At 64.4% G+C, this 26,436-nt stretch carries 31 protein-coding genes, 1 tRNA gene and 1 riboswitch; of the genes, 14 read left to right on the top strand and 18 right to left on the bottom strand.

The annotated features are described in order from the left end of the window. The first annotated feature begins 99 nt into the window (after positions 1-99). Positions 100-714 carry a transglutaminase-like cysteine peptidase gene (locus RTCK_RS17660; RefSeq protein WP_142593781.1) on the top strand — a complete coding sequence of 205 codons (615 nt, stop codon included), beginning with the start codon at positions 100-102 and terminating at the stop codon, positions 712-714. Positions 715-765: 51 nt separating this feature from the next. Here the strand turns inward: RTCK_RS17660 and mbfA are convergent, their stop codons facing one another. Further along, a complete protein-coding gene (mbfA, locus tag RTCK_RS17655; RefSeq protein ID WP_142593780.1) occupies positions 766-1,752 on the bottom strand; it encodes an iron exporter MbfA in 987 nt (328 codons plus the stop codon). Between the two features lie 228 nt (positions 1,753-1,980). Here mbfA and RTCK_RS17650 point away from each other — a divergent pair, with 228 nt between their 5' ends. The 3 genes from RTCK_RS17650 to RTCK_RS17640 all read left to right on the top strand — a co-directional run bounded on the left by RTCK_RS17650 (position 1,981) and on the right by RTCK_RS17640 (position 4,637). Further along, the gene (locus RTCK_RS17650; protein WP_142593779.1) at positions 1,981-3,087 is read left to right on the top strand and encodes a TRAP transporter substrate-binding protein; all 1,107 of its coding nucleotides are present in this window, start codon (positions 1,981-1,983) and stop codon (positions 3,085-3,087) included. Positions 3,088-3,220: 133 nt separating this feature from the next. Beyond that, complete coding sequence (locus RTCK_RS17645) at positions 3,221-4,327, top strand: TRAP transporter substrate-binding protein (RefSeq protein ID WP_142593778.1); 1,107 nt, start codon at positions 3,221-3,223, stop codon at positions 4,325-4,327. 139 nt (positions 4,328-4,466) lie between these two features. Then, a complete protein-coding gene (locus tag RTCK_RS17640; RefSeq protein WP_185928043.1) occupies positions 4,467-4,637 on the top strand; it encodes a hypothetical protein in 171 nt (56 codons plus the stop codon). 12 nt (positions 4,638-4,649) lie between these two features. Here RTCK_RS17640 and RTCK_RS17635 read toward each other — a convergent pair whose 3' ends face one another. From RTCK_RS17635 to RTCK_RS17610, 6 genes are all read right to left on the bottom strand, one after another. Beyond that, a complete protein-coding gene (locus tag RTCK_RS17635) occupies positions 4,650-4,832 on the bottom strand; it encodes a hypothetical protein (RefSeq protein ID WP_142593777.1) in 183 nt (60 codons plus the stop codon). Positions 4,833-4,960: 128 nt separating this feature from the next. Continuing rightward, positions 4,961-5,134 (bottom strand): hypothetical protein, encoded by a 174-nt coding sequence (locus tag RTCK_RS17630; protein WP_185928042.1) that lies wholly within the window; start codon positions 5,132-5,134, stop codon positions 4,961-4,963. 72 nt (positions 5,135-5,206) lie between these two features. Next, positions 5,207-5,767: a GNAT family N-acetyltransferase gene (locus RTCK_RS17625; RefSeq protein WP_142522082.1), complete on the bottom strand. Its 561-nt coding sequence runs from the start codon at positions 5,765-5,767 to the stop codon at positions 5,207-5,209. 14 nt (positions 5,768-5,781) lie between these two features. Beyond that, positions 5,782-6,372 (bottom strand): helix-turn-helix domain-containing protein, encoded by a 591-nt coding sequence (locus RTCK_RS17620; RefSeq protein ID WP_235988750.1) that lies wholly within the window; start codon positions 6,370-6,372, stop codon positions 5,782-5,784. Between the two features lie 57 nt (positions 6,373-6,429). Continuing rightward, positions 6,430-7,923: a CHASE domain-containing protein gene (locus tag RTCK_RS17615; protein ID WP_185928041.1), complete on the bottom strand. Its 1,494-nt coding sequence runs from the start codon at positions 7,921-7,923 to the stop codon at positions 6,430-6,432. Positions 7,924-8,088: 165 nt separating this feature from the next. Then, a complete protein-coding gene (locus RTCK_RS17610) occupies positions 8,089-8,490 on the bottom strand; it encodes a ketosteroid isomerase-related protein (RefSeq protein ID WP_142593774.1) in 402 nt (133 codons plus the stop codon). A gap of 81 nt (positions 8,491-8,571) precedes the next feature. Between RTCK_RS17610 and RTCK_RS17605 the strand changes: the two genes are divergently transcribed. The 4 genes from RTCK_RS17605 (at position 8,572) to RTCK_RS17590 (ending at position 12,678) form a co-directional block, all read left to right on the top strand. Next, on the top strand, positions 8,572-9,165 hold the full coding sequence (locus tag RTCK_RS17605) for a GNAT family N-acetyltransferase (RefSeq protein ID WP_142593773.1): 594 nt from the start codon (positions 8,572-8,574) through the stop codon (positions 9,163-9,165). Further along, the gene (locus RTCK_RS17600; protein ID WP_142593772.1) at positions 9,162-10,031 is read left to right on the top strand and encodes a carbon-nitrogen hydrolase family protein; all 870 of its coding nucleotides are present in this window, start codon (positions 9,162-9,164) and stop codon (positions 10,029-10,031) included. Before RTCK_RS17605 ends, RTCK_RS17600 begins: the two co-directional genes overlap by 4 nt. A 94-nt stretch (positions 10,032-10,125) precedes the next feature. Continuing rightward, positions 10,126-11,946 carry a translation elongation factor 4 gene (gene lepA, locus RTCK_RS17595; RefSeq protein ID WP_142593771.1) on the top strand — a complete coding sequence of 607 codons (1,821 nt, stop codon included), beginning with the start codon at positions 10,126-10,128 and terminating at the stop codon, positions 11,944-11,946. Positions 11,947-12,363: 417 nt separating this feature from the next. Then, on the top strand, positions 12,364-12,678 hold the full coding sequence (locus RTCK_RS17590; RefSeq protein ID WP_142593770.1) for a GIY-YIG nuclease family protein: 315 nt from the start codon (positions 12,364-12,366) through the stop codon (positions 12,676-12,678). Between the two features lie 476 nt (positions 12,679-13,154). Here the strand turns inward: RTCK_RS17590 and RTCK_RS17585 are convergent, their stop codons facing one another. The 6 genes from RTCK_RS17585 to choX all read right to left on the bottom strand — a co-directional run bounded on the left by RTCK_RS17585 (position 13,155) and on the right by choX (position 19,711). Beyond that, on the bottom strand, positions 13,155-13,916 hold the full coding sequence (locus tag RTCK_RS17585) for an ABC transporter ATP-binding protein (protein WP_142593769.1): 762 nt from the start codon (positions 13,914-13,916) through the stop codon (positions 13,155-13,157). Then, on the bottom strand, positions 13,913-14,914 hold the full coding sequence (locus RTCK_RS17580; RefSeq protein ID WP_142593877.1) for a FecCD family ABC transporter permease: 1,002 nt from the start codon (positions 14,912-14,914) through the stop codon (positions 13,913-13,915). The genes RTCK_RS17585 and RTCK_RS17580 overlap by 4 nt, the downstream gene beginning before the upstream one ends. Before the next feature lie 62 nt (positions 14,915-14,976). Continuing rightward, entirely contained in the window at positions 14,977-15,990 is a 1,014-nt protein-coding gene (locus RTCK_RS17575; protein ID WP_142593768.1) for an ABC transporter substrate-binding protein, read from the bottom strand. Positions 15,991-16,170: 180 nt separating this feature from the next. Beyond that, a riboswitch (cobalamin riboswitch) is annotated at positions 16,171-16,401 on the bottom strand. A 386-nt stretch (positions 16,402-16,787) separates the two neighbouring features. Further along, positions 16,788-17,123: a hypothetical protein gene (locus tag RTCK_RS17570; RefSeq protein WP_142522100.1), complete on the bottom strand. Its 336-nt coding sequence runs from the start codon at positions 17,121-17,123 to the stop codon at positions 16,788-16,790. A 98-nt stretch (positions 17,124-17,221) separates the two neighbouring features. After that, entirely contained in the window at positions 17,222-18,739 is a 1,518-nt protein-coding gene (gene betC / locus RTCK_RS17565) for a choline-sulfatase (protein ID WP_268963146.1), read from the bottom strand. A gap of 12 nt (positions 18,740-18,751) precedes the next feature. Next, on the bottom strand, positions 18,752-19,711 hold the full coding sequence (gene choX, locus RTCK_RS17560; protein ID WP_142593767.1) for a choline ABC transporter substrate-binding protein: 960 nt from the start codon (positions 19,709-19,711) through the stop codon (positions 18,752-18,754). 96 nt (positions 19,712-19,807) lie between these two features. Between choX and RTCK_RS17555 the strand changes: the two genes are divergently transcribed. Further along, entirely contained in the window at positions 19,808-20,713 is a 906-nt protein-coding gene (locus RTCK_RS17555; RefSeq protein WP_142593766.1) for a choline sulfate utilization transcriptional regulator, read from the top strand. On the opposite strand, the gene RTCK_RS17550 is transcribed toward RTCK_RS17555, so the two are convergent. Then, on the bottom strand, positions 20,710-21,753 hold the full coding sequence (locus tag RTCK_RS17550) for a glycoside hydrolase family 25 protein (protein ID WP_142593765.1): 1,044 nt from the start codon (positions 21,751-21,753) through the stop codon (positions 20,710-20,712). The two genes, RTCK_RS17555 and RTCK_RS17550, sit on opposite strands and share 4 nt — an antisense overlap. A gap of 292 nt (positions 21,754-22,045) precedes the next feature. On the opposite strand from RTCK_RS17550, the gene RTCK_RS17545 reads away from it, so the two are divergent. Genes RTCK_RS17545 through RTCK_RS17535 form a run of 3 tightly spaced genes read left to right on the top strand, consistent with a single transcriptional unit; the run spans position 22,046 to position 24,184 of the window. Then, positions 22,046-22,750: a nutrient deprivation-induced protein gene (locus tag RTCK_RS17545; protein WP_142593764.1), complete on the top strand. Its 705-nt coding sequence runs from the start codon at positions 22,046-22,048 to the stop codon at positions 22,748-22,750. Continuing rightward, complete coding sequence (locus RTCK_RS17540; protein ID WP_142593763.1) at positions 22,743-23,159, top strand: phage holin family protein; 417 nt, start codon at positions 22,743-22,745, stop codon at positions 23,157-23,159. Before RTCK_RS17545 ends, RTCK_RS17540 begins: the two co-directional genes overlap by 8 nt. Next, positions 23,159-24,184: a DUF3618 domain-containing protein gene (locus tag RTCK_RS17535; protein ID WP_142593762.1), complete on the top strand. Its 1,026-nt coding sequence runs from the start codon at positions 23,159-23,161 to the stop codon at positions 24,182-24,184. Before RTCK_RS17540 ends, RTCK_RS17535 begins: the two co-directional genes overlap by 1 nt. A 54-nt stretch (positions 24,185-24,238) precedes the next feature. On the opposite strand, the gene RTCK_RS21265 is transcribed toward RTCK_RS17535, so the two are convergent. Next, positions 24,239-24,544 (bottom strand): GFA family protein, encoded by a 306-nt coding sequence (locus RTCK_RS21265; protein WP_456239063.1) that lies wholly within the window; start codon positions 24,542-24,544, stop codon positions 24,239-24,241. Here RTCK_RS21265 and RTCK_RS17530 point away from each other — a divergent pair. After that, complete coding sequence (locus RTCK_RS17530) at positions 24,528-24,824, top strand: SelT/SelW/SelH family protein (RefSeq protein WP_142593761.1); 297 nt, start codon at positions 24,528-24,530, stop codon at positions 24,822-24,824. The two genes, RTCK_RS21265 and RTCK_RS17530, sit on opposite strands and share 17 nt — an antisense overlap. A 153-nt stretch (positions 24,825-24,977) precedes the next feature. Then, a tRNA-Leu gene (locus tag RTCK_RS17525) sits at positions 24,978-25,064 on the top strand. A gap of 317 nt (positions 25,065-25,381) precedes the next feature. Here RTCK_RS17525 and RTCK_RS17520 read toward each other — a convergent pair. The 3 genes from RTCK_RS17520 to RTCK_RS17510 form a co-directional block, all read right to left on the bottom strand. Beyond that, positions 25,382-25,780 carry a DUF1236 domain-containing protein gene (locus RTCK_RS17520; RefSeq protein ID WP_142593760.1) on the bottom strand — a complete coding sequence of 133 codons (399 nt, stop codon included), beginning with the start codon at positions 25,778-25,780 and terminating at the stop codon, positions 25,382-25,384. A 127-nt stretch (positions 25,781-25,907) separates the two neighbouring features. After that, positions 25,908-26,075: a hypothetical protein gene (locus RTCK_RS17515; RefSeq protein WP_185928040.1), complete on the bottom strand. Its 168-nt coding sequence runs from the start codon at positions 26,073-26,075 to the stop codon at positions 25,908-25,910. Positions 26,076-26,120: 45 nt separating this feature from the next. Beyond that, positions 26,121-26,436 (bottom strand): hypothetical protein (locus tag RTCK_RS17510; RefSeq protein WP_211181461.1); only part of this gene is annotated, 316 nt, incomplete at its 5' end.

Raw genomic sequence — 26,436 nt, 5'->3', positions numbered from 1 at the left:
AACCATATTCACTCTCAAAATGGATCAGTAAAAGTTGATCGATTGACACTCCGGGCCACCCCGTCTTAACGTTTTGTTAAGACTTGAAGGGACGGGTCCATGAAAATTGCCTTGAAGGCACAGCTCATTGCTGTGATCCTCGCCTCTGTACTTGCGCCGACCACTGCAGCCGTACCGGCGCCTCGCGCCCAGGCCAACATGGTGACGGGGGCGGTGACCTCCCAGCCCATCGGACACTACGAATTCTGCCGCCAGAACCCGAGCGAGTGCAACAAGCGCGTCGCTTCCAAGCCCGCGCCCAAGCTCACTCCCCGCGGCTGGTCGCTCATCAAGAGCGTCAACGACTCCGTCAATTCGCGTATCCAGGCGATGACCGACAAGGACATCTATGGGCGCGAAGAGGTCTGGGTCTACCCGAAGGATGTCGGCGACTGCGAAGACTACGCGCTCCTCAAGCGGCGCGAACTGGCGGCCAGGGGCTTCTCGCTCTCCGACCTGCTGATCACGGTGGTTCGCAAGCCGGATGGCGAAGGACATGCGGTCCTGACGGTGCGAACGGCCCAGGGCGACTTCATCCTCGATAATCTCGATCGCGAGGTGAAGCTCTGGCACGAGACCTCCTACACCTTCCTGAAGCGGCAGGCCTCGTTCAATACGGGCCGCTGGGTCAGCATCGAGAACGGCCGCGACGTCCTAGTCGGCGCCCTTCGCTGATCAAGGTTCCATGCGAAGTCACGGAGAGCGGGCCCGGGCCCGCTCTTTTCGTTATCCGTGGCCGATGATGATGCCGGCGGCTAGGACGAGGGAGCCACCCAGCACCACCTGCATCACCGCCCGCATGAAAGGGGTTTCCATGTAGCGGTTCTGGATGAAGGCGATTGCCCATAGCTCGACGAAGACCACCAGCACCGCGATCATCGTCGCCGTCCAGAAATGCGGGATCAGGTAAGGCAAGGCATGGCCGAGGCCGCCGATCGCGGTCATAGTGCCGGAAGCAAGCCCCCGCTTGACCGGCGATCCGCGGCCGGAAATCTTCCCGTCGTCGTGGGCGGCTTCCGTAAAGCCCATGGAGATGCCCGCGCCAACGGAAGCCGACAGGCCGATGAGAAAGGTCGACCAGGTATCCTGGGTGGCAAAGGCGGCGGCAAAGATCGGCGCCAACGTCGAAACGGAGCCGTCCATCAGGCCGGCCAGCCCCGGCTGCACATAGGTGAGCACGAACTGGCGGTGAGCCGCCTCGTCTTCCTCCGCCCTCGCCTCCTCGCCCACATGCTTTTCGGCCAGCGTTCGGGCGATCTCCTCGTGCCCCTGCTCGGCCAGCGCCAGATCATCCAGCAGCTTGCGGGTCGAGGCGTCGCCCACGCGCTTGGCCGCCTCCGTGTAGAAACGGAAGGCCTGCTCCTCCATCGCCTCCGCCTGCCGCCTAATCTTGTCCAGCGGCAGGTTGCGCACCAGCCAGTCGGGGCGACGCGCATAGAAGCCGCGGACATGCTCACGGCGGATGAGCGGGATCCGCTCGCCGAAGCGCGAGCGGAACATCTCGATCAGCATGTTCTTGTGGGCCTGCTCCACCTCCGCCATATCTTCGAATACCTTGGCGGATGCCGGAAACCGGTTCCGTAGATTGTCGGCATAGGCAAGATAGATGCGTGAATCCTCTTCCTCGGCCCCGATCGCCAAGGCCAGGATCTCCTCTTCGCTGAGAGAGCCGAAGGCCCGGCGGGTAGAAATCGACAAGAACGAGCTGAGCATCCGGCAATCCTCTTTAGAATAATTCTAACTTATGCCGGATGCAGGATGGGATCAAGAGGGCAGCGCAGATACGGCATGGCCGCCCATCCGGCGCAATTTCAGGCAAAAACCGGGTCGGGCTGGCGAAATTTTATGCCTCAACCTCTTGCCGTTCTCGAAACGATTCGCTTTACAAGAAGGCAGACACGCTCTGGTCGTGCTCCACCAATTCGAAAGGCATGGAATCCGATGAACCGCAGAACATTCTTCCGTCAGGCCGGCACGATGGGCGTCGGGGCCGCGGCGGCCACCACGCTTGCAGCACCGGCGATCGCTCAGGAAAACCCGAAGATCAGCTGGCGCATGACCTCGTCCTTCACCAAGGGCCTCGACATCCTGTTCGGTGCCGGTCAGATCGTCGCCGACCATGTCCGGGAAGCCTCCGGCGGCAATTTCGTCATCGAGCATTTCGCCGGCGGTGAGATCGTTCCTGCCCTTCAAGCCGCGGATGCGGTCTCGGCAGGTACGGTCGAGATGGCCCATACCTGCGCCTACTACTATGTCGGCAAGGACCCGACCTTCGCGCTCGGCACGTCGATTCCGTTCGGCCTCAACGCGCGCCAGACCAATGCCTGGTTCAACCAGGCCGGCGGCAACGAACTGCTCAACGAATTCCTTTCCGGCTACAACATCCACTCCATCCTCCTCGGCAATACCGGCGCGCAGATGGGCGGCTGGTTCCGCAAGGAGATCAACACGATCGAGGACCTGAAGGGTCTGAAGATGCGCATCGCCGGCCTTACCGGTCAGGTCATGCAGAAGGTCGGCGTCACGCCGCAGCAGATCGCCGGCGGTGACGTCTATGCCGCGCTGGAGAAGGGAACGATCGACGCCACCGAATTCGTCGGCCCCTACGATGATCAGAAGCTCGGCTTCTACAAGGTCGCCAAGTACTACTACTATCCGGCTTGGTGGGAGGGCGGCCCGGCGGTTCACGCCTTCGTCAACCTCGAAAAGTACAACAGCCTTCCGGAACACTATAAGCGCATGCTGAACGACGCTTGCGCAGCCGGGAGCGCCAGCATGCTGGAGCGCTACGACACCCGGAATGCCACTGCTCTCAAGGAACTGGTGGCTGAAGGTGCGATCCTTCGACCGTTCAGTCAGGAAATCCTCGATGCCAGCTACAAGGCGGCGATGGAAACCTATGCGGAGATCTCGGCGAACAATGCCGCCTTCAAGAAGATCTACGACAGCCAGCAGGCGTTCAAGAAGGATGCGTATCTGTGGGCGCAGATCGCCGAATACAGCTACGACACCTTCATGATGATCCAGCAGCGTAACGGCACGCTCTGATGCCAAGGGTGCCGGCCCTGCCGGCACCCCTCCTGTTCCACGCATCGGCTGCGGGCTGCACTTCCGCTTCCCGGCCAGCGCGCCGAGCCTCTAGACCCATAGAAACTCTCGCCATCCCATGAGGAGGGATCCCATGAACCGTAGACACTTCCTGCGGCAGGCTGCAACGGCCGGCGCAGGCGCCGCCGCAGCATTGCCGCTTGCAGCTCCCGCCATCGCCCAGGAACAGCCACAGGTCACTTGGCGGCTCACCTCGTCTTTCCCGAAGAACCTCGACATCATCTTCGGCGCCGCCAACGAGATCGCCGAAAGCGTCAGGAACGCGACCGACGGCCGGTTCACCATACAGGTCTTTGCCGCAGGCGAGATCATCCCCGGCCTGCAGGCTGCCGACGCGGTCGCGAGCGGCACCGTGGAGATGGCGCATACCTGCTCCTACTACTATATCGGCCAGGATCCGGCTTTCGCGCTCGGCACCGCCATTCCGTTCGGCCTCAATGCCCGCATGACCAATGCCTGGTTCACCGCCGGCGGCGGCAACGACCTGATCAACGAATTCCTTGCGCCCCGCAATCTCTACGCCCTGCCGGCCGGCAACAGCGGCACCCAGATGGGCGGCTGGTTCCGCAAGGAGATCAACACGCTCGATGACCTCAAAGGCCTCAAGATGCGTATTGCCGGGCTTGCCGGACAGGTCATGCAGAAGGTCGGGGTGACGCCGCAGCAGATCGCGGCGGGCGACGTCTATCCGGCACTGGAAAAGGGTACGATCGACGCGACCGAGTTCGTCGGCCCCTACGACGACCAGAAGCTCGGCTTCCAGAAGGTGGCCAAGTACTACTACTATCCCGCCTGGTGGGAAGGCGGCCCTGCCATGCATGCCTTCTTCAATCTGGGCAAGTGGAACGGCCTGCCGAAGAGCTACCAGCAGATACTCGCCAATGCCTGCGCGTCCGCCAACAACAACATGCTGGCGAACTACGATGCCCGCAATGCCGTAGCCCTGAAGCAACTGGTGGCCGACGGCGCGGTCCTCAAGCCGTTCAGCCAGGAGATCATGGAAGGCTGCTACAAGGCGGCAATGGAAACCTATGCGGAGCTGTCGGAAAAGAGCCCTTCGTTCAAGAAGCTCTACGACAGCCAGTTGGCCTTCAAGAAGGACGCCTATCTATGGGCGCAGGTCGCCGAGTACAGCTACGACACCTTCATGATGATCCAGCAACGCAACGGGACGCTGTAAGCCCGTCCGGATACGCGGCGAGGACCGGTGCGCACGGACCTCGCCGCCCATTCCATTAGAACTTTCTACTTTTCATCCCAGACCGCGGAACCGGCCGGGGTCTCAGCCCGTTGTAGAAGCATCTTCTCGGAGGCTTCTCATGTCATATCACTATTCGTCACGCCGCCCCGCAAAGGGCGGCTTCGGAACCGCCATTCTCTTTATGCTTGCCGTTATCGCAGGCGGCGGCTTCCTTGCGGCATCGCTCGAAGACGGTCCCTCGTCGGCGCGCGTCTACCTTGCAGAAGACCTCAACGCGGCCGCCCGTTGACGTCCTGCGAATCTACCGATGGAGGAGGCCGCGCCACACCCGCGGCCAGTAGAGAACGGCGATGCAGAAGAGAGCCATGGCGATCAGGGCGACGATCAGCTGATGGACGGCAAAACCATTCGCATCGCGACCCGCATACCATTCAACGATCGCACCGGCCGGGCGAAGGATAGTTTCAGCAACGAAGCCGAGCATAAGGCGCCTCCACAGCTATTCAAGCACCTGCAGCCTACCCGCTTGCGTGGGCGTGCCCTTGATCTGGCTCAACATCAAAAGAATAGGCCCCGCACGCGTGCGGGGCCTATTCTTCAACTCATACGATCTCAGTTGCTGCCGTTGTTGGGCCTTGCCTTGGAGCCGAAGCGGTCGGTGGTGGTCGCGGTCTTGCCGTCCGCTTCCTGGCCATAATAGGTCCCGCCGAGATGTCCGCCCGCGCTGGTGTTCTCCACCTGGCGTTCCGCCCGCTTTATGGCCTGTTCAACATCGCTCTTCGTCATCGTCGTCTCCGTCTTTGGGTTGGTGACGAAGACGTAACCCCCGGCAGGAACCGATGTTCCGACTTTTCCGGCTCACATCCCGGCCGCTTGCAGAGAGCCTGGCAATCCGATCCGCTTGTAGAAAAGGGTGGTGCCGCAAAAGCCGCCGTCCGGCCACATCGCATAGTCCGGGATGACGCCCACCCTTTCCCAGCCGAAGCGCGGGTAGATCGCCTCCGCCTCGCTGCCGGTCGCGGTGTCGAGCACCAGCAGCGTGCGATCCCGCCGCGCCGCCTCCGCCTCGACCGCCTGCATCAGCAGGCGCGAGAGGCCCAGACCGCGGGCCGAGCGGTGCACGAGAAGCTTCATCAGGTCGCCGCGATGCGGCTGGTTCGGCTTGGATGCAAGTCCCACCTGTACGGTTCCCACGACCCTTCCTTCCATCTCGGCGAGAGCGAGGATGATACCGCCCGACCCGACCTGCTCGGCGATGCCGCGCCAGTAGTCGGCCGAATCCTCAGGCTTGAAGGGAAGCATGAAACCCAGCGACGCTCCGCCATTGATGCAGTCGGAAAGCACCTCGCAAAGATCCGGGATGGCTGCCATGGCGGTCTCGGCATCGGCAATGCGTATGGCTGCGGTCACGATCTGCATGCTCCTTGTTTCTGTCAGTGACCTTGGTCGAGGATCACTGCATAGCGGGCGGCTGTCTTGCCGGGATTGTGGAATTCGAAGGCATCGCCGAGGTCCATGAACAGGCAGTCGCCCGGCAGCAGGCGGTGCAGCATCTCGCCGACCGTCATCTGCAATTCGCCCTCGAACAGCCAGACATGCTGCGTCATCACCTTGCTTTCCCCCCTCGGCGGGAAGGCAACCCTTGCCCCCGGCGGGAACTCCACCTCGACGACGTCGACGCGGCTTCCCATGCCCGCCGGCGAGATCGAGCGGCGCAGATAGCCCGTATGGGGATCACGCCACAGCCTCTGTCCTGCCCTCCGGCTGAGCGCCGAAGCCGGCACGTCCTCATCGGCGAAGAAGGCCGAGAGCGTCTCCCCCAAAGCCTCGCAAATTCGGGCGAGGAGCGCGGCAGTCGGGCTGGCGTCGGCGCGCTCGATGCGGGAGATCATTGCTCGGCTGACGCCCGAACGCTGGGCGAGCTCGGTCAGGGTCAGCCCCCGCCTTGCGCGGAGCGATCGCACCCGGTCGCCGATCGACCGATCGAAGTTGCGGCTGGCATCGTCCATCATAGAAGAATTCATTTCTCTTATGATGGAGTCAAGGAGATTTGCGCAGAAGAAGAAAGACCGTGACCGGGTTCAGCGAGCAGCCGGAGGCCAGTCTATGTCGATCCTCATGCCGTCTTCGGCCGGCCGCCGCGACAGTCGGCCGCCGAGCTGGCGCGTCACCAGCGTATCGATCAGCCGGGTACCGAAACCCGATGCCTGGGCGTCCGCCGGTCTCGCTCCGGTCTCGATCCACTCCATCCTGACCCGCTCCAGAACCGTCCAGCGGACCGTCAGCAGGCCCTGCTCCTGCGACAGCGCGCCATATTTCAAGGAATTGGTCAGCAGTTCGTGGAGGATCAGCCCGAGCGCCTGGGCCTGGTTGGAGTCGAGACGAACAGGCTGCCCCTCAACGACGATCGCTTCGCGGTTGCCGCCAACAGAGGCAAGTTCGGCGTCCAGCAGGGCACGCAGGTCAACCCCGCCCCCCAGTGCGGGGTTGAGAAGGTCCTGTGCCGCTGCGAGCGCGTGGAGCTGCCGCTCGAACAGGGTGAGGAAATCCTCCTTCGTCTCCACCTGCCGGGCCGTCAGCCGCGCGATCGCCGAAATCCGCGCCACGGAGTTCTTCAGGCGGTGTCTCGTCTCCTCCAGGAGCAGGCCGCGAAGCTCGGCCGAGCGCCGGACCTCGCGCGCGGCATCCAGTTCGGCCTGGATCCTCTGCTCGCGCTGCTGCAGGAGCCACTGCAGCAGAACCGCCACGAGCCCGCCGCCGACCAGCAGGAGAAAGGACGCCTGGTTGAAGGTTGCAGCACGGTCGCGATAGGCGAGATCAACCCTCCACTCCCGATCCGCCATTAAGATCGGATAACTCGCGCTGAAGGCAAGATCCTTGTCCGGCTCGAGCATCACGACGCCCGTTGCCGTATCCACCACCCTTGCGGTGACCCCGAGATCGCTCGGCTGAGTCAAGACCTCGTGCATCATGTCGCCGATACGGTAGGGCGCATAGACGAGGCTGTGGATCGTGCCGTCGTCGCGGATCACCGGCAGGTAGATCAGGAAGCCGATCTGCTTGTCGGCGGTGATTTCCTGGACAAGCTCGACCGGTGCCGTCGCAGCCGCCTCACCTGACCGCCAGGCCCGATCCATCGCCTCGCGCCGCACCGGTTCGGCATACATGTCATAGCCATAGGCGGCCCGGTTGCGCTCGTCTGCCGGCTCCAGCAGGACGATCGGGAACCGGTCGGGCTGGTCTGTCTCGGGCCAGACACCACGCCCCTGGCCATAGGCGTCCTTCAGGATCGCCTCTGCCGGAGCGACATCGTCCGCCTTCTGGTGAAGCGCGATCCCCACGCCCTGCATGCCGGCGGTCAGCCCGTTCTGGTCGCTCAGCCCGAGAAAGCGACGAATGGCTGGAGGATCGATCCGATAGCCGGTGGCGCTCAGGAAGCCGCGCAGGGAAGACAGCAGCGCCGTCTGGGTCTCAATCCGCCCTTCTATCCGCGTTGCGATGGCGGCGAGTTCCCGCGCGATCTGCCGGTTGTGGGACTGTTCCACCGCAGTGGCGGCAACAATCGACAGGAGCAAAACCATCGCTCCTGCCGCCAGGGGTCCCAGTGTCTGTCCTCTTCGCTTCAGCAGCCTCGGATTCCTTCCTGCCCCGCCTGATCACCGGCTTCGGGGAAATATGCAGCTATAGGATGCCCGGCAGGCTCAACAGCCGGCGCGCAGGGCAGCAGGCCCTCGCCGGAATCATTCCCCGACCTGGGCGATCCAGTCGTTGAGGTTGTAGTAATTGGTCACCCGCGCCACCTTGCCCTCGCGGATCTCGAAAAAGGCGCCGGCCGGCAGCCGGTAGGTCTGGCCCCTCGCCTCCGGCAGGCCCTCGTCGGTCTCCAGATACTCGCCGTTGACGATGAACTCGGCGGCCGCACGCCTGCCGTCCGCATCGGCCATGATGACCATGTCGGTCAGCCTTTCGCGGTAGCACCGGTTCATGTGCTCCATGAATCGCGCGAAGGCCTGCTTGCCCACCTGCCGCTCCCCCTGGTTGACGTCATGCACCACGTCATCCGTCAGCAGGGCCAGGAAGGCCTGCATGTCCTGGGCGTTGAAGGCGTCGTAATAGGCGCGGACGGTCTCGGTGGCGGTCATGCTGGTCCCCGGTTCTGGCAGAGGGTTGGATCGGATGGTTCACGACGATATAACTGCTCCGCAACCGGCTGAACATAATCTATGACCCTAGAAATAAAAACCTTTTCGGGCGCTGACGCCGCGGCCTGCTTTGCCGACGTGGCGCGGCTCAGGATCGCCGTCTTCCGCGACTTCCCCTATCTCTACGACGGCGACCTCGCCTATGAGGAGCGCTATCTTTCCACCTATGGCCGCTCGCAAGGTTCGATCTTCGTGCTGGCGATCGATGACGGCGTCGTCGTCGGCGCCTCGACGGGAACGCCCATGGCCACCGAGACCGACGAAGTGAAGGCGCCCTTCCACGCCGCCGGGCGCGACCCGGCCGACCACTTCTATTTCGGCGAAAGCGTGCTGCTGCCCGCCTATCGCGGCCGCGGCATCGGTGTGTCCTTCTTCGCCGAGCGCGAGGCGCAGGCACGCCGCCTCGGCCTCCGCTATGCGGCCTTCTGCGCCGTCGAGCGCCCGCTGGACCACCCCCGCCGCCCGGCCGACTACGTGCCGCTCGATGCCTTCTGGGAAAAGCGCGGCTACCGCCACCATCCGGAGCTTCGCACCACCTTCGCCTGGCGCGACCTCGATGAAGCGGCGGAAAGCGAAAAACCCCTCTCCTTCTGGATCAAGGATCTCGCCGCATGATCAAGCTTGCCGCCTGCCAGTACGCCATAGAGTTGATCGAGAGCTTCGACGACTATGTCCGTCACCTGACCGGTCTGGTGGAGGAGGCCGCCGCCCAGGGGGCAGAACTCCTGCTCATGCCGGAATATGCCGGCCTGGTGCTGGCGGGCCAGTTGGACGCAGCGACACGCTCCGACCTGCACGGCTCGATTTCCGGCATCCAGCCGCTGATCCCGCGCTGGCTGGAGCTCTGCGAAGGGCTTGCCCGCAAGCACCGGATCGTCTTCCAGCCCGGTTCCGCCCCCGTGCTCGACCCTGACGGACAGTACCGCAACCGCGCCTGGCTGTTCGGCCCCGACGGGCTGATCGGCCACCAGGACAAGCAGATCATGACCCGGTTCGAGCGCGAGCAATGGGGGATCGCCGCGGGCCAGGACGGCCTCAAGGCCTTCGAGACCCATCTCGGCACGCTCGGCATCCTGATCTGCTACGACAACGAATTCCCCATGCTCGGCCGCCGGCTCGCCGAACTCGGCGCGGAACTGGTGCTGGCTCCCTCCTGCACCGATACGCTCGCCGGCAGCTTCCGGGTCCGCATCGGCGCCCAGGCCCGCGCGCTGGAGAACCAGTTTGCCGTCCTCTCCTCCCCCACCGCCGGGACCGCCCCCTGGTCTCCGGCCATGGACGAAAACCGCGGCCGCGCCGCCCTCTACGTCCCCTCCGACTACGGCATGCCGCCCTCCGGCATCGTCGCCGAAAGTCCGTCGGACACCGTCGAGGAGACCTCCTGGCTCCTCGTCGACATCGATCTCGCCGACGTCGCCCGGCTGCGCACCAAAGGGCAGGTGGCCACCCGCCGCGACTGGCCGGAACAGTTCGCCCGCTAAAACGCGGCACGCCCGCGAAAAGCGGCGCATTTGTCGCAAATGCCGGTGACTACCGGCTATGCGGCGCCTTTGACCGCTGCTATATGCGCGGACCATGAGCACCGACCGCACGCCCCTTGACCATATCCGCAACTTTTCCATCGTCGCCCATATCGACCACGGCAAGTCCACCCTTGCCGACCGGCTGATCCAGACCTGCGGCGGCCTTGCCGAACGCGAGATGTCGGAACAGGTCCTCGATTCCATGGACATCGAGCGCGAACGCGGCATCACTATCAAGGCGCAGACCGTGCGCCTGCACTACAAGGCCAAGGACGGCGAGACCTATGTCCTGAACCTGATCGATACGCCCGGCCACGTGGACTTCGCCTACGAAGTCTCCCGGTCGCTATCGGCCTGCGAAGGCTCGCTGCTGGTTGTCGACGCGTCCCAGGGCGTGGAAGCCCAGACGCTCGCCAATGTCTACCAGGCGATCGACAACGACCACGAACTCGTCACGGTCCTCAACAAGATCGACCTGCCGGCGGCCGAGCCGGACCGGATCAAGGAGCAGATCGAGGAGGTGATCGGCATCGACGCCTCCGACGCCGTGATGATCTCCGCCAAGACCGGGCTCGGCATTCCCGACGTTCTCGAAGCGATCGTCCACAAGTTGCCGCCGCCGAAGAGCGAGGGTGGCGAGAAGGCGCCGCTCAAGGCGCTGCTGGTCGATAGCTGGTACGACACCTATCTCGGCGTCATGGTCCTCGTGCGCGTACTCGACGGCGTGCTGACCAAGGGCCAGCAGATCCGCATGATGGGCACCGGCGCCCGCTACGGCGTGGAGCGCGTCGGCGTGCTCACGCCGAAGATGCTGCAGGTCGATTCACTCGGCCCCGGCGAGATTGGTGTCATCACGGCCTCGATCAAGGAAGTGGCCGATACCCGCGTCGGCGACACGATTACCGACGACAAGAAGCCGACGGCTTCCGCGCTGCCGGGCTTCAAGCCCGCCCAGCCGGTGGTCTTTTGCGGCCTCTTCCCCGTTGATGCCGCCGATTTCGAAGACCTGCGCGCCGCCATGGGCAAGCTTCGCCTCAACGACGCGAGCTTCTCCTTCGAGATGGAAAGCTCGGCCGCCCTCGGCTTCGGCTTCCGATGCGGCTTCCTCGGCCTCTTGCACCTGGAAATCATCCAGGAGCGGCTGGAGCGCGAGTTCAACCTCGACCTCGTCGCCACCGCCCCCTCCGTTGTCTACCAGATGACGCTGACGGACGGCACCGAGAAGGAGTTGCACAACCCGGCCGACATGCCGGACGTCGTCAAGATCGACGAGATCCGCGAACCGTGGATCAAGGCGACGATCATGACGCCCGACGAATATCTCGGCGGCATCCTGAAGCTCTGCCAGGACCGGCGCGGCATCCAGACCGAACTCACCTATGTCGGCAACCGCGCGATGATCACCTACGAGCTGCCGCTCAACGAAGTGGTCTTCGATTTCTACGACCGGCTGAAGTCGATCTCCAAGGGCTATGCCTCCTTCGACTACAACATCATCGACTACCGCGCCGGCGACCTCGTGAAGATGTCGATCCTCGTCAACGGCGACCCGGTCGACGCGCTTTCCATGCTCGTCCACCGCTCCGCCGCCGACCGCCGCGGCCGCGGCATGTGCGAAAAGCTCAAGGAACTCATCCCGCCGCACATGTTCCAGATCCCGATCCAGGCGGCGATCGGCGGCAAGGTGATCGCCCGCGAGACGGTCCGGGCGCTGCGCAAGGACGTGACCGCCAAGTGCTACGGCGGCGACGCCACCCGCAAGCGCAAGCTTCTCGACAAGCAGAAGGAAGGCAAGAAGCGCATGCGCCAGTTCGGCAAGGTGGAAATACCGCAGGAAGCGTTCATCGCGGCGCTGAAGATGGGGGATGAGTGAGGGATCTCGCACATCGCGGTTTGCTCACCGCTTTGTCGCGGGTCTGCGTCTTGACCGGCTTTGAAGGTCCGTCGTTCGATTGGCTCGCAAGCTTGTTATCCTCTTCGCCATTCGCCGGAGCGTGTTGACGAAGGCCAGATGATCCAGGGTTGCCTTCGTTAACGGTAGCAAAGTCGTCATTTCGGCTATGCTCATGGCCGGAAGCGTCAGTGGCCCCGCCACGCCGGCCCTAGCCCTAAGGCGGGAGCGCAGCCACTGTCGAGGGTCTAGGGCGGGCAATAGCGGACGGTTGAGCAACAAGGATCCTTCGAGGGCCGGCAAAGCCGGCCACCTCAGGATGAGGGCGGATGCGGATGCCTCTCGACAAAGTCCGATGGTTGCGGTTGCATAGCGGCGACACGGCGGGAGTGCATCCGCATGGAAGTCACCGTTTACATGCTCCGCTGCAGCGACGGCTCCTACTATACCGGACTGACGAAGCAGGACGTCTACGCGCGCCTGTGGGAGCACAATGCCGGTGTCTACGACGGCTACACCGCTCGTCGCCGGCCCGTCGAGCTCGTGTTCATGGAGATCTATGACCGCATTGTCGACGCCATAGCTCGTGAACGCCAGATCAAGGGCTGGAATCGCGCCAAAAAGGGAGCGCTGATCGCCCACGCCTATGAGAGACTGCCCGCCCTGTCTCGGCGCGGCCCCGTCGAGCGGCAGGAGACTGAGCAGGAGCGATAACCGTCACCTCCGGTGAGGCACAGGCGGTCAGCCCTCACCCTGAGGTGGGAGCGCAGCGACCCTCGAAGGGCGGGGGCGGGTGGTGCCATAAGGGCTAGCGGCGGCGCAAGAAGGATCCTTCGAGGGCCGGCTTTTGCCGGCCACCTCAGGATGAGGGGAGCGTGGGACGTCCTGCCCCGCCCTCGCTTTCGTCATCCGCGGGCTTGACCCGAGGATCCAAAACCAAGCCTTCCCATCCCCGAGCGACAGCCGTCACCGACCGGAACGCGCACCCCGGGCGAACGAAGTGAGACCCGTGGATCGCCAAGGGATGAATCCGTCCGCGCGTGATCCTCGGGCTCGACCCGGGGACAAGGGAGGAGTCCGCCCTGCTGCAACCGCATGACCGAGCGCGCTCGCCCTGATCCCGAGGGTGGTCGAAGCCGGCCTCGAAGGTCTGTGGGGACAGCCTATCGCCTTCCGGCCGCCTCTTCGGGTCATCCCAGATAGTGGATATGCGGCCGCCCGTGATGCGGAGAGGCTTCCACCTTGGCTTGTACCCGGAAAACCTCCTTCAGCAGGTCCTCGGTCAGCACCGCGTCCGGCGGGCCCGCGGCCACGATGCGTCCTTCCCGAAGTACCGCCAGTTGGTCGCAGAACATTGCCGCGAGGTTGAGGTCGTGCAGCGCGATGATCGAGGTGATGCCGAGGCGCGACACCAGCGAGAGGATGTCGAGCTGGTGCTGGATGTCGAGATGATTGGTCGGCTCGTCGAGCAGGAGTTCGGCCGGTGCCTGGGCCAGCGCCCGGGCGATATGCACGCGCTGGCGTTCGCCGCCGGAAAGCGTCTGCCAGAGCTGCCCAGTCCTTTCGCGCATATCGACCCGGTCCAGCGCCTGGCAGACGGCCGCCTCGTCCTCCGCCGTCCAGGACGACAGCAGCCCCCGGTGCGGCGTACGCCCGAGCCGCACGACGTCGCGGACCGTAAGCTGGGTATCGGTCGTCGCCTGCTGCTCCACGAAGGCGACGCGTCGGGAAAGTGCTGCGCGCGGTATGGAGGCGATATCGTCGTCGCCGAGGCGGATGACGCCGCTTTCGGCCCTTCTCAGCCGGCAGATGAGCCGCAGCAGGCTCGATTTTCCCGAGCCGTTCGGCCCCAGCAGGCCGAGGACCTTGCCCTTTGGCACGGTGAGGGTGACACCGTCGACGACGAGCCTGCTGCCGGCCGAGAAGCTGACGTTTTCGACGGCGATGCTCATGCCGTTCGCCTCGCGCGGTAGAGGATCAGCGCGAAGGCGGGGGCGCCGAACAGGGCCGTGACGACGCCGATGGGCAGGACCTGCTGCGGGATGATGATCCGGGAGATGATGTCGGCACCCACCATGAAGATCGCCCCGCCGAAAGCTGCCGCAGGCAGGAGCCGTGCATGGCCCGGCCCGACGATGAAGCGCGCCGCATGGGGAATGACCAGCCCTACGAAGCCGATCGACCCCACCATGCTGACGACGCTGGCCGTCATGGCGGCCGTTGTCGCGAGCAGGACGATCTGCACCCGCCGCACCGAAATCCCGAGCGAGGCGGCGGCATCGGTGCCGAAGGCAAAGGAGTCGAGCGCCCGCACATGGGCAAGGCAGACGAGGAGCCCGACGAGGCAGACGGGGGCGGCGAGGTAGACGTCCACCCAGCGCACGCCGCTGAGCGAGCCCAGGAGCCAGAAGAGAACGCCCCTCGCCTGCTCCGCATTCGCCGAGGTCGTGACGATGTAGGAGGTGAGCGCATTGAAGAGCTGCGAGCCGGCAATGCCGCAGAGGATGATGCGCTCGCTCGTGCCGCCCACCCCTGCCGCGAGGATCCCGACCAGCAGGAAGGCCAGAACGGCGCCAATGAAGGCGCCGCCCGATAGGCTCACCGCACCGTAGCCGAAACCGAGGATCATGACGCAGACCGCTCCCGTCGAAGCTCCGGCGGAGATGCCGAGCACATAGGGCTCGGCCAGCGGATTGCGTAGAAGCGCCTGCAGCATGGCGCCGCAGAGCGCCAGGGACGCACCGGCGCATGCTGCGACGAGCGCCCGGCTGAGGCGATAGTCCCATACGATGCCTTCATGGATCCGGCTCAACACGAACTCCGCGCCGAAGAGCCGGTTGGCCACCGCCTTGGCGGTGGTCGGGAGGGGGATGGAGACCTCGCCGATGGATACGGCGAGGCTGACCATGGCGGCGAGAAGCCCCGCCGCCATGGCGAGTGCTGCCAGCATCCACCGGGTGGGCTGAACGGGAGAGAACCCCCTCGAACCGCCCTTCTTCTCCTGGCGGAGGCTCACTGCGAGAGCCCGAGGGCGCGGATGCCCTCCGCCAGGGTCTCGATGCCATCGATCGTCCGGATCGTCGGGTTCATCGACTGGGCGTCCATCAGGACGAAGCGCTTGTTGCTCACTGCGTTCATCCGGCTGGTCACCGGATCATTGGCGAGGAAATCGAGCTTTACCTCGGGATTGTCGGCAGCATGGCGCCGCCGCTCCATGGTAGCGATAACGATGACGGCCGGGTCGGCCTCGGCGATCGTCTCCCAGCCGACCAGCGGCCACTCCTCCTCCGTTTCCACGACGTTCCTCGCACCGAGCGTCTTCAGGATATAGGCTGGCGCGCTGTTCTTGCCGGCGATAAAGGCGTCGCCGGTCACCTCCTTGCTGGAAAACCAGAAGACGACCGGGAGGTCCTTCCCAGCCGCGCCGGCAATGGAGGCGACGGCATCCTGCTCACGCTTCTTCAGTTCGGCGACCAGCGCCTCGCCACGCTCCTCGACATCGAATATGGCGGCAAGTTCGCTGATCTGCCGATAGATCAGCTCCATCGTGAACAGCTCCTTGCGCACCCCGTCACCACCATTGGTGTTGATCTTGGCGGCGCAATCCGCCGGGGCAACATAGGTGTCTATCCCCAGAGCGGAGAACTGGTCCCGGTTGGCGATCGAGCCCTCCGGGCCGATATGCGACTCGAATTCCGCAGCCACCAGATCCGGTTCCTGTCCGACAAGGGATTCGAAGCTCGGGTCGTTATCCGCCAGCCGCTTGATCCGGCTGTTGGCCTCTGCATATTGCGGAAGGACGGGTCCCACCCAGACGGCCGTGCCGGCCATTTTCTCCTCCAGTCCGAGAGAGAACAGGATTTCGGTCATGCCCTGGCCGACGGACACGACCCTTTTCGGGGGCTGCTCGAACGTCACCTCGCGGCCGCAATTCGTGATCGTGAGGGGATAGTCCGTCGCCGCAAGAACGGGCGTCGAGATGCTGACCCCAAGGGCAAGGGCTAGGCTGGCGGGAAGCTGGCGCATGATGGACCTCGAAATGGAACAGGCAGGAGAACGAGCGGATAGCGGTCGCGGCCCGGGTAGTCCGGCAGCCGCAATCGGCGCGCTAGTGGCGGAGGGTCCAATCAAGACGGAGGTGAGGCGTTCGGCGAAGGCGCAGGTCAAACATGTCTGTTCCTTTCCGGGCATCCCCGCCCGGGTCGATTGGATGGCAGCGCGATGGCAGGTCTCCTGGCTTGCGGATATCTGCCTTCATCTGCCTTCCCGCACCCGAGGCACAGTGGCACGGCGCATTCCAGCGCCGGAGATGAATGACAATCCGCTTACAGTTGCGGGGGCAGCCTCGGTCTTGGACGTCGAAATGACGAACCTCACCGTGTTCCCTATTAATCCCCTCCGAGTCACCTTCGGGGAACCATCACGGTCAGGTAGGCGGAAAGGCGGCTCGCGGTCAAGTCGATGTCCTACGCAGATAACCATTCTCCTCACCACCACCCCTTTTGTAATGTTATTACATTTCCTATCTAGCTACAGACCGGGCCTGTGTCTAGTGAGAAAAGCGCCCCCTTCTTCGTCATTCCTGTCCCCGGACCTGGTCTGTAGATCGGTCACAGAACACAGCACTGCGCCTACGGTGCGGAAGACTCTTCTCACGCGAAGGACTTCACGTGGCTGGATCCCGGAACAAGTCCGGGATGACGACCCAAACACAACCCCGGAAAGAACACACCACGTCCGACAACAAGCTGGCCGCCGTTCCGCCAACGAAAAAGCCGCCCGCCAGTGTGGCGGACGGCTCGGATAGGTGGATGACAGACGGATTAACCGCCGTTGGTGGTACCGCCTGCGGCCGGGGGAGTGGCCGGGGCAGCCGGATCGGCGGGGGCAGCATCGGTTGCGCCACCACCCGGTGCCGGAGCGACCGGAGCCGGTGCGCTGTCCATGGCTTCCGAGTTCGTCGTCGAGGAGGTCGTGGCCGGGTCAGTGCCGGGCTCGCCGCCCATGTTGCCCCAGATGAAGGCGCCGATCAGAAGGACGGCCAGCACGGCCACCCATGGTACCCAGGACGCGCTGCGGCGGGCGTCGACATTGTTGTTCACGAGGTCCGGGCGGCGGTCCCGCAGGTCCGGACGATTGTCATTCGGATCATAGGTCATGGGTTCTTCCTCCGTTTAACCTGGCAAGAGAACGGGGAGTCACGCAAAATTGTTCCGCACCGAGATGCAGGCCCTTTTTAAAGGTCGGTTCTGGCGGCCTATTCGCCCCGCGGGAAACGCTGGCTTTCCTCCAGAACGTTGAGGTCCATGTGGTTGCGCATGTAGCGTTCCGACGCCTTCTGCAGTGGCTGGTGGTCCCAGGGGAAATAGGCGCCGTTGCGCAGTGCTTCGTAGACCACGTGCCGGCGGGCCTGGCTTTCGCGCACCGCGGCATCGTAGCTGGCCAGCTCCCATCGCTCAGCCGCCAGCGCAGAGAGCCGCTCCAGGACTGCTGCATGGCCAGGATCTGCCGCAAGGTTGCTGAGCTCCGCCGGATCACCCTCGAGATCGACAAGGATCGGCGGATCGGCCTCGCAGAGAGTGAGCTTGTAACGCCCGTCGCGAATGGCGACCAGCGGGGCCACCGAACCCTCTGCGGCATATTCCATCGGCACGGGTCCGCGCCCCGTTTCCCCGCGGGCGATCGGGGCAAGGTCGGTGCCGTCCGTCCAGGGCAGAAGCGCCGCGATGTCGATGCCGGCAAGAGCGGCCACCGTCGGGCAGACGTCCAGCGTGGAGACCGGCTCTTCCACGAGGCGCGGCTGCCAGCCGGGAGCCGCAATCATCAGCGGCACGCGGGCGGAGCCCTCGAAGAAGTTCATCTTGAACCACAGGCCACGATCGCCCAGCATGTCGCCGTGGTCGGAGACGAAGAGGATGACGGTGTCGTTCGCCATGCGTCCGCGCTCGAGCACATCGAGGATCTCGCCAATCTTCTCATCGATATAGGAGATGTTGCCAAAATAGCCGCGCCGGGCCCGGCGGACATCCCCGGCGGTGATGTCGAAGGCCCTGTGGTCGCAGGCGTCCATCAGGCGCTTCGAATGCGGGTCCTGCCCGTCATAGGGAATGGCCGGAATGGCGGGATCCAGTTGCGGGCAATCCTCATAGAGGTCCCAGAAGCGACGCCGCGCAACATAGGGGTCGTGCGGGTGGGTGAAGCTGACGGTGAGGCACCATGGCCGGTCGTCCTGGCCACGCGACAGGTCGTAGAGCTTGCGCGTGGCGTGGTAGGCGACCTCGTCGTCGTACTCCATCTGGTTGGTGATCTCGGCCACGCCCGCTCCGGTGACGGAGCCGAGATTGTGGTACCACCAGTCGATACGCTCGCCGGGCCTGGTATAATCCGGAGTCCAGCCAAAATCCGCGGGATAGATGTCCGTCGTCAGCCGCTCCTCGAAGCCGTGCAACTGGTCGGGGCCTACGAAATGCATCTTGCCGGAGAGCGCCGTCTGGTAGCCGGCCCGGCGCAGGTGATGGGCAAAGGTCGGGATGTCGGACGCGAATTCGGCCGCATTGTCATAGACCCGCGTGCGGCTCGGCAGCTGGCCGGACATGAAGGAGGCCCGCGCCGGTGCGCAGAGCGGACTTGCGGTATAGGTGCTAGCGAAGCGCACGGAGCGCTCCGTCAAGGCTTTCAGGTGCGGGGCGTGGAGAAAATCGGCCGGCCCGTCGGGAAACAACGTGCCGTTCAGCTGATCCACCATCAGGATCAGGATATTCGGTCTGTGCTGCACGCGTAGTTTCCCTCAGAGCCCCAGCGCTGCGGCGACGGCATCCCTTGCCGGCTTGCCGTCGAAGGTGGTGACGCCGGCAACCCAGGCTTCGAAGGCTTCGGGGTTCTCCTTCAGCCAGGCTTCGGCTGCATCCGCCGGGTCTTCACCATCCAGGATCTCGCCCATCAGCACGTTCTCCATTTCCACCGTGAAGGTCAGCTGCTTGAAGAAGGTCGCGGCATTCGGGCAGTCGGCGGACCAGCCGGTGCGGGCGAGCGTGAAGACTTCGGCGCCGCCGAAATCCGGTCCGAAGTATTCGTCCCCGCCGGAGAGGTAGGTGATCTCGAACTGCTCGTTCATCGGATGCGGCGCCCAGGCGAGGAAGACAATCGGCTTGTTTTCCCCAGTGGCGCGCGCGACCTGCGCCAGCATGGCCTGCTCGCCGGATTCCACCAGTTCCCAGTCCTTCAGGTCGAAGTCGCCCGAATCGATCATCTTCTGGATGTTGGAGTTGGCGGGCGCACCCGGCTCGATGCCGTAGATCTTGCGCTCGAAATCTTCCGCATGGGCGGCGAGGTCGGCGAAGTCCTTGATGCCCTTCTCCGCGGTGGCGGCCGGCACGGCGAGCGTGAACTTGGCGCCCTCCAGGTTCTTGTTCAGGACTTCGGCGGCCTTCGCAGCGTTGAGATCATCGATGAAGGATTGCTGCGCCGGCATCCAGTTGCCGAGGAAGACGTCGATCTCGCCATTCTTCATCGACTGGTAGCCGATCGGAACGGACAGCGTCTTGACGTCCGGCTCGTAACCCAGGGCCTCCAGAAGGAAGGCGGCAACGCCATTGGTGGCGGTGATGTCCGTCCAGCCCGGATCGGAAAGCCGGATGGTCTTGCAGGATTCGGCGTCCGCAGCCGCGGCCGGCAGGGCGGAAAGAGCGGCAATGAATGCGCCGGTACAGGCCAGGACGGACGCACCCTGGATGGAAGGCAAAGTCATGCTTGTTCCCCTTCTTCTATTTGCTAGGATTATTGAACCGCGGCAATCTGTCATCGTGAAGGCGGTTTTTTTCGATACATCGCATAAGGTGATTTTATGGCTTTCCCACCGGTCGACCTAGGATGGCTGAGGCTGTTTCGCGAGATCGCCCGGCACGGCTCGCTGTCGGCCGCGGGCCGGGTGCTGGGGCTGAGCCAGCCCGCGGTCAGCTACCAGATGCGGCAGTTGGAGGCGGCCTTCGGCGTGCACCTTCTCCACCGGCAGCATCGCGGCGTGGCGCTCAGCCGCGAAGGCAGGCAGTTGCTGGATGTCGTGGCGCGGTCGGTCTCGGATATCGATACCCTTGCCGAACGCCTGCGGCAGCAGGCGCGGCGGCCGTCGGTCAGACTGGCTACCGATTATGCCTTCGCCACGCTCTGGCTCATCCCGCGCATGCAGAGCTTTCGCGAGCGCCATCCGGAGATCGACATCCAGATCGTCTCGACCCAAAGGCTCGCCTCGGACTGGGCCGACCAGGCGGAAATCGCGGTCGCCTTCGGCTCTCGGGCCGAGTTCGGCCATGTCGGAAGGATGATGATGCCGGAGCGGGTGGTGCCGGTCTGCGCACCGGCGCTCCTGGAGCGCGTCTGCCGGACGGAGGATCTTCTCGCGACAGCACCCCTGATCCACCTGGAGGCCCTGGCTTCCTCACCCTGGTTCGACTGGTCGGGCTATCTCTCGGGGGCGGGCATCCATCGTCCCGCCGCGGCCGCGGGCGGAGACGCAAGCTTCAATACCTATGCGATGGTCGTGCAGGCGGCGCTCGGCGGGCAGGGCCTGGCGCTCGGCTGGCTCGGGCTCATCGACAGCCAGGTGACGACGGGCATGCTCGCAAAGGCCGGCCCGGAAGTCGCAGCCCCGGACAGGGGCTACTTCCTCATGTCGTCGCGGTCTGCGGACAGGAACGTCCGCCAACTCGCCGACTGGCTGCTGGCGGAAGCGGAGCTAGACGAAGGGCGTTAGTTGCGGGCGCTCATGGCGCGGGCGGCGACCCAGTTGTGCCACCCCTCCTCGCTGCCGTTGAAGACGTTGAGGTCGATCTTGCCGTCGACACCCTGGGACAGGCCGGAGCCCGAATACTGCCAGAAGACGAACTTGCGGCCCGGATAGACCTTCGAGGGGTGCTGGGCAACGGCCCGCAGCCAGAAGGGATAGTTCTCGAACGCGCCGACGAGATTGTCCTTGTAGAAGTCCGGCGCCGTGTAGATGACCGGACGCTGGCCGTAGTGCCGCTCCAGCTTGTCCATGAAGACCTGCATCTTCTCCAGGACGTCGGCGCGCGACGGGCGGCGCTTGCAGGCGGAATCGCCGTTCCACTCGACGTCGATCACCGGCGGCAGGGCGTCCGGGTCACGCGGGACGTTCCGGATGAACCAGTCGGCCTGCTCGCTGGCGCGGCGGCACCAGTAGAAGAAATGATAGGCGCCGCGGCGGATGCCGGCTTCCTTGGCCCGCCGCCAGTTGGTCCTGAACATCGGATCGAGATGGTCGCCGCCGTCGGTCGCCTTGATATAGGCGAAGTTAGCGCCTTGAGTCCTCAGCTTGGGCCAGTCGATTTCGCCTTGCCAGCGGGAAACGTCGACGCCGTGCACCGCATAGTGCTTCGGCGCCACCTTGCCGAAGTTGATCGGCTTGGCGTCGCGGAAGCGCTGGCTGTAGATCTTCGAGCGACTGACCGGCCCGGTCGCACCCGGATCGCCGGGAAGGAGAAGCGTCATCGGGCGCTGCGAGGGAACCGGCATGCCCACAGTCGTCGTGACCGGCGCGAAGGCCTGAGGGCGAACCACGTCTCCCGCCCAGGCGAGCGCCTTCTGCGGCAGGGAGCGGGCTTCCGGGGCCGTCCCGCCGACACTTGCCACCGGCACCGGAGCCGCAGGAACCACCGAACTCGTGATCTCGCGAGAAGGTGCTGCCGCGGCCCGGGTCTCCGGAGCGGACCTGGAGGTGCAGCCGGACAGAACAAGGCCGGCAAGGAGGAAAGCTGGCAGAACCGAAAGACGCATGAGAACCCGCACGCAGAACAACAATCGAGCCGATTTCCCGGCGGCATCCGTGCCGCCCGGTGAAAGCTAACGGAACCTTACCGGGAAAGACTGAATCCAATCTTAATCCTCCGGCAGATACCTGAGCCTCCATGGGAGCCCCCGGCTCCGGGTGGACAGATGGCCGCCATCCGCCTTCCCCCGAACGAAATATGGCAGCTTTCGGAACATTTTGCGGCTGATTGCTGTTCAAATCTCTGATCGTTTCGCACGAGGCCCGTGCCGATCCCACCGACATCCATGGGAGAGTTTCATGACCGAACATGACCCAAATCGCGGAGACGGCTACCGGCCGGGCTCCACCTACGCCGCCGGAGGCAATCCGGCACGGGAAGGAGCCGCACCGGAGCTTGGCAGAGCGGCGTCCGAAACGGCGCGTTCCGCCACATCGACCGCCCAGGGCGCGGGCGGCAGCCTGAAGGAAAGGGCCAGCGAAGACTGGCAGGCAGTGAAGTCCATGGCGCAGGACGAACTGGGCCACGCGACCGGACGGGCCAAAGAGGCCGCGGAAGGCCAGAAGACCTATGCAGCCGAACGTCTCGGCGGTCTTGCCACCGCCATGCAGAAGGTCGGTGACGAGCTTGCACAGGGCGACCAGCCGGAAGTCGGCCGCTACGCCAAGCAGATCGGCGACAGCATTCAACGCCTGGCCGGCGACATCAAAGGCAAGGAGATGGGTGAAATCGCCGCCATGGCGGAAGATTTCGGTCGCCGTCAGCCTGCAGCCTTCCTCGGCATTGCAGCCCTGGCCGGTTTTGCCGCCAGCCGCTTCCTGACCGCGTCCGCAGATCGGCGCCAGGCGGGAGCATCCCCCACGGACGGCGTAACACGCGCTTCTGCGAGCCCTCGCTCTGCAGACGGCGTCGGCACCACCTCAACCGCGGCTTCGCCCGTCAGCCCCGCCACGGGGGCCGGCTATGCGACGTCCTATACCCCGGAGGGCCGCTACAATGGCTAACCAGATGGAAAACCGCCCGCTCTCGGAACTTCTGAGCGGCCTCGTGGCCGACATCACCGGCCTGTTCCGCAAGGAGATCGACCTCGCGAAGACCGAGGCTTCCGAAAAGATGTCCAGTGCCCTGACAGGGGTGGAGTCCTTCGCAGCCGGCCTTGTCTTCGCCATCGCCGCCGTCGGGGTGTTGCTCGCCGCGCTCGTCAACGGATTGGCTGCCTTCTTCGTCGCCCAAGGCATGCGGGAACCGAGCGCCGACGCACTGGCCTCCGTCATCGTCGGCGTCGTCGTTGCGCTGATCGCGTGGGGCATGATCCACCGCGGGCTTTCGGCGCTTCGCGGCGAGAACCTCAAGTTCGACCGCACCTCGTCGTCGCTTCGCCGGGATGCCCAGATGATCAAGGAGCGCGTGTAATGACCACGTCTGACAGCAACCGAGCAGAAATGATCGAGCGGGAGATCGAAGCGGATCGTCGCCGCATCGAGGACCGGATCGATGCGATCCAGTCAAAGATGTCGCCGGGACAGCTTCTAGACGAAGCCTTGGCTTACGCGAAGGGCAGCGGCGGCGGCGAATACGTCGCCAATCTCGGCAATGCCATGAAGACCAATCCGGTCCCGGTCGCCCTGATGGGAATCAGCATGGCCTGGCTGATGGCCAATCCGGGCGCCAGCCGATCCACCGACACATCCACCTCGACAGCGTATGACGAGGAACCGGAGTATCCGCTGGCACCGGTCCGCGGTTCGGTACGCCGGGTGGGTCCGGTACAGATGGAAGGCACCTCCCGCTACAGCCACTTCACCGATGAAGGCGGCAACCGCTTCAAGGCGCTGACGGACGAATCGGGGCGCCGCGCGGGCCATTTCATGGACTCCACCGGCAAAACCTATCGCGGCTTTGCCGACGCCACCGGTCGGCAGATGCATGACATCCGCGACGAGGCCGGCAGGCTCTTCGACGAAGCGTCCGGCTGGGCTGCGCGGACCTGGGGGCGGGTTACCTCCTCCGCCTCGAGGGCGGGCAGTTCCGTGATGGGGGGCGCCCGCTCCATGGGCAGCGGCGCGATGTCGGCCGGCGGCTCGATGCGCAATTATGCCGGCAACATGAACGAGAGCCTTCTCAAGCACTTCCAGGACCAGCCGCTGATCGGCGGAGCACTCGCCTTTGCACTCGGCGCTGCAATCGGTGCGGCGCTGCCGAACACCCGCCGCGAGGACGAAGCGATGGGCGAGATGGCCGAGGGCGTGCGCGAGCAGTTGGCCAATAGCACATCCGAGGCCATGCACAAGGCGGAAGAAGTGGCCTCCGACGTCTACGGCAAGGCAGCGAGCATCGCTACGGATGTGCATGACACGGCCCGTGAGCGCATCGCCGAGGAGACCCGGACATACCAGCGCCCGAACGGCGATGCACGCGGCGACAGCCGATCCTACTGATCCGCGCTCGGGGATCTTCCCGAGGAGGCTCCCGCATCCATGCGGGGGCCTTTTTCAGTCGCGGGCAGCCGGGATCGGTGCGCCCCCTCCCGAGGCACTGCCATTCTGGCGCCGGCAGTCGCGGCAATGGCAGCAATGGAAGAACATCGGCCACCCATCCTGATGGTAGCGGATGCGCCCGCGGAGACACCCTCCCACCGATTTCTGACCCGTTCTTCCTCCTCCCCCGCCGGACCATCTCCACTTCCATCGAAAGGGCTTGCATCGGCAACGCAACTGGGGTTGCTTTGCGCAAACCCGAGCGGCGGCGGAAGCCTCTCGATGAACTGCGAGAGGAGCCGATATGCACAAGCCGCGCATCACCATCCTTTACTGCACGCAATGCAACTGGCTGCTGCGCGCCGGCTGGATGGCGCAGGAACTGCTGCAGACCTTCTCCGACAGCCTTGGCGAAGTTGCCCTCACTCCCGGTACGGGCGGCAACTTCGAAATTCGCATCGACGGGGAACTCATCTGGGAGCGCAAGCGCGACGGCGGCTTTCCGGGGCCGAAGGAACTCAAGCAAAGGGTGCGCGACGTCATCGAGCCGGAGCGCGACCTCGGCCACCTGGATCGCAGCGGGGAAAACAACGGCGGCTGACGGCGTTCACGTCCAAGACAGGCCAGCCGGTTGCCAGGTGGCAATGCCGGGGCTGCGGCCGGTCCGGCCGCCATGCCGTTTTTCCAGCCGGGCACGGAAACTTCAAAAAGCCTGTTGACAGGCGCGGGCCGCCCCCGTACATGGCTCTCCGTCGCCCAGATGGCGGAATTGGTAGACGCGCCAGCTTCAGGTGCTGGTACTCGCAAGGGTGTGGAGGTTCGAGTCCTCTTCTGGGCACCATTCCATTTTGAGAAGCTTCGTTTTTCTCAATTTTCAAGCAGACAGTTTTCCGCTCCCCACACGGCAGCCCGCAAGGCAGCCGTCCTGCAGCGGCGCGATCTGCTCACCTTTCTCGCATAGATATCAACCCGTTGCCGGTTTGTGGGAAACGATGGTCCGCCAGGAGCGCCTATGGCGACTGCGCGAAGGGCAACCCGTCCAACACCCCTGCTTTCTAGAGGCTGAGCGCGCCCGGACGGCTGGCCCGGTCGTGGTTTCAGGACCTACCCGGAGGAAGGCCCTGAAACCATGGCATGCGACGTGATACGGAAGCAGCCTTACTGGATCACCTGGACCACGGTGCGGGTCTGCGGATCGACGATCACGCGCTGCTCATTGACCACTGCATAGGCGTAGGTCTCGTGATCGGGGACGGGAGTGAGGACCACGGCTTCGGGAACGGGCTTGCCGACCACGATTTCCTCCTCGACGACCACGCTCGCAGACGGCGCAGGCTGCGTTTCCACGTAGCGGATGACTTCCTGCGGCGGCGGATCGATTGCCGTACCGAGAGCGGCGCCGGCAATGCCGCCGACAGCCGCACCAACCGGACCACCGACGATGGCACCGGTGACCGCACCGCCGGCCGCACCGCTCGCGGTGCCTTCCTGGGCCGAGGCGCCGGTTGCGAAGGCCGCAGCGAAGATTGCGCAAGAAGCGATCAGAATCTTTTTCATGTCTTTCTCCTTTTGTTGCCCTTCCGCGCAGAAGAACCCCCAAGGAAAGACCTTGTTCCGTTTTTACTGTAACCGTTGATGAACCGATGTCACGCTTTGCGAGGCTGGGGCCTGTGGGACGGCACCGTCAGTGGAGCACGTCACCGCGGATCTCGTCCCGCAGGATGCGCAGAGCCTCCTCGAGCGACTGGACGAGGATGTCCGTCAGCGCATCGAGGTCGTTGTCCTCCAGGAAGAGGCCGAGGACTTCCTCGGATATTGCGGCTGGCAGGTCGAGATCTCGAGACACGGTCATGCTTCCCTTTCACTACCCTTCATCGGGCAGGAAAGGAATGGCCGCTTATGCTTGCGCGGAGCTAGCGGGCTGCTCCTCCTGGCGGTAGCGCTGTAGGAAACCACCATAGGTAACGTGGCTGCCGCAGGCGCCCGGTGACGCTTCGATGATCGCAAACAGGTCAGCAAACCGAAGAGCGATTGCGGAAACGGGCCTAAAAGCCTCGCGGGAAAGAAAAAGCGAACAGAAATCTCCAGCCAGACGCGACGCGCCGATCAGGGAGCCGATATGAATAGGAAGTTCTGCCCGACCTGAGAGATAGGTGACATTTCGTACCGGAGACATGGGTAACACTTTTCGCTTTGGCGGGAGGTGTCGATGC

Origin of the sequence: Pseudorhizobium endolithicum (assembly GCF_902153245.2) — a bacterium.
Taxonomy (GTDB): Bacteria; Pseudomonadota; Alphaproteobacteria; order Rhizobiales; family Rhizobiaceae; genus Neorhizobium; species Neorhizobium endolithicum.
Note: the sequence above shows the minus strand (reverse complement) of the source record. Positions and strands in the feature narration are given on the sequence as shown.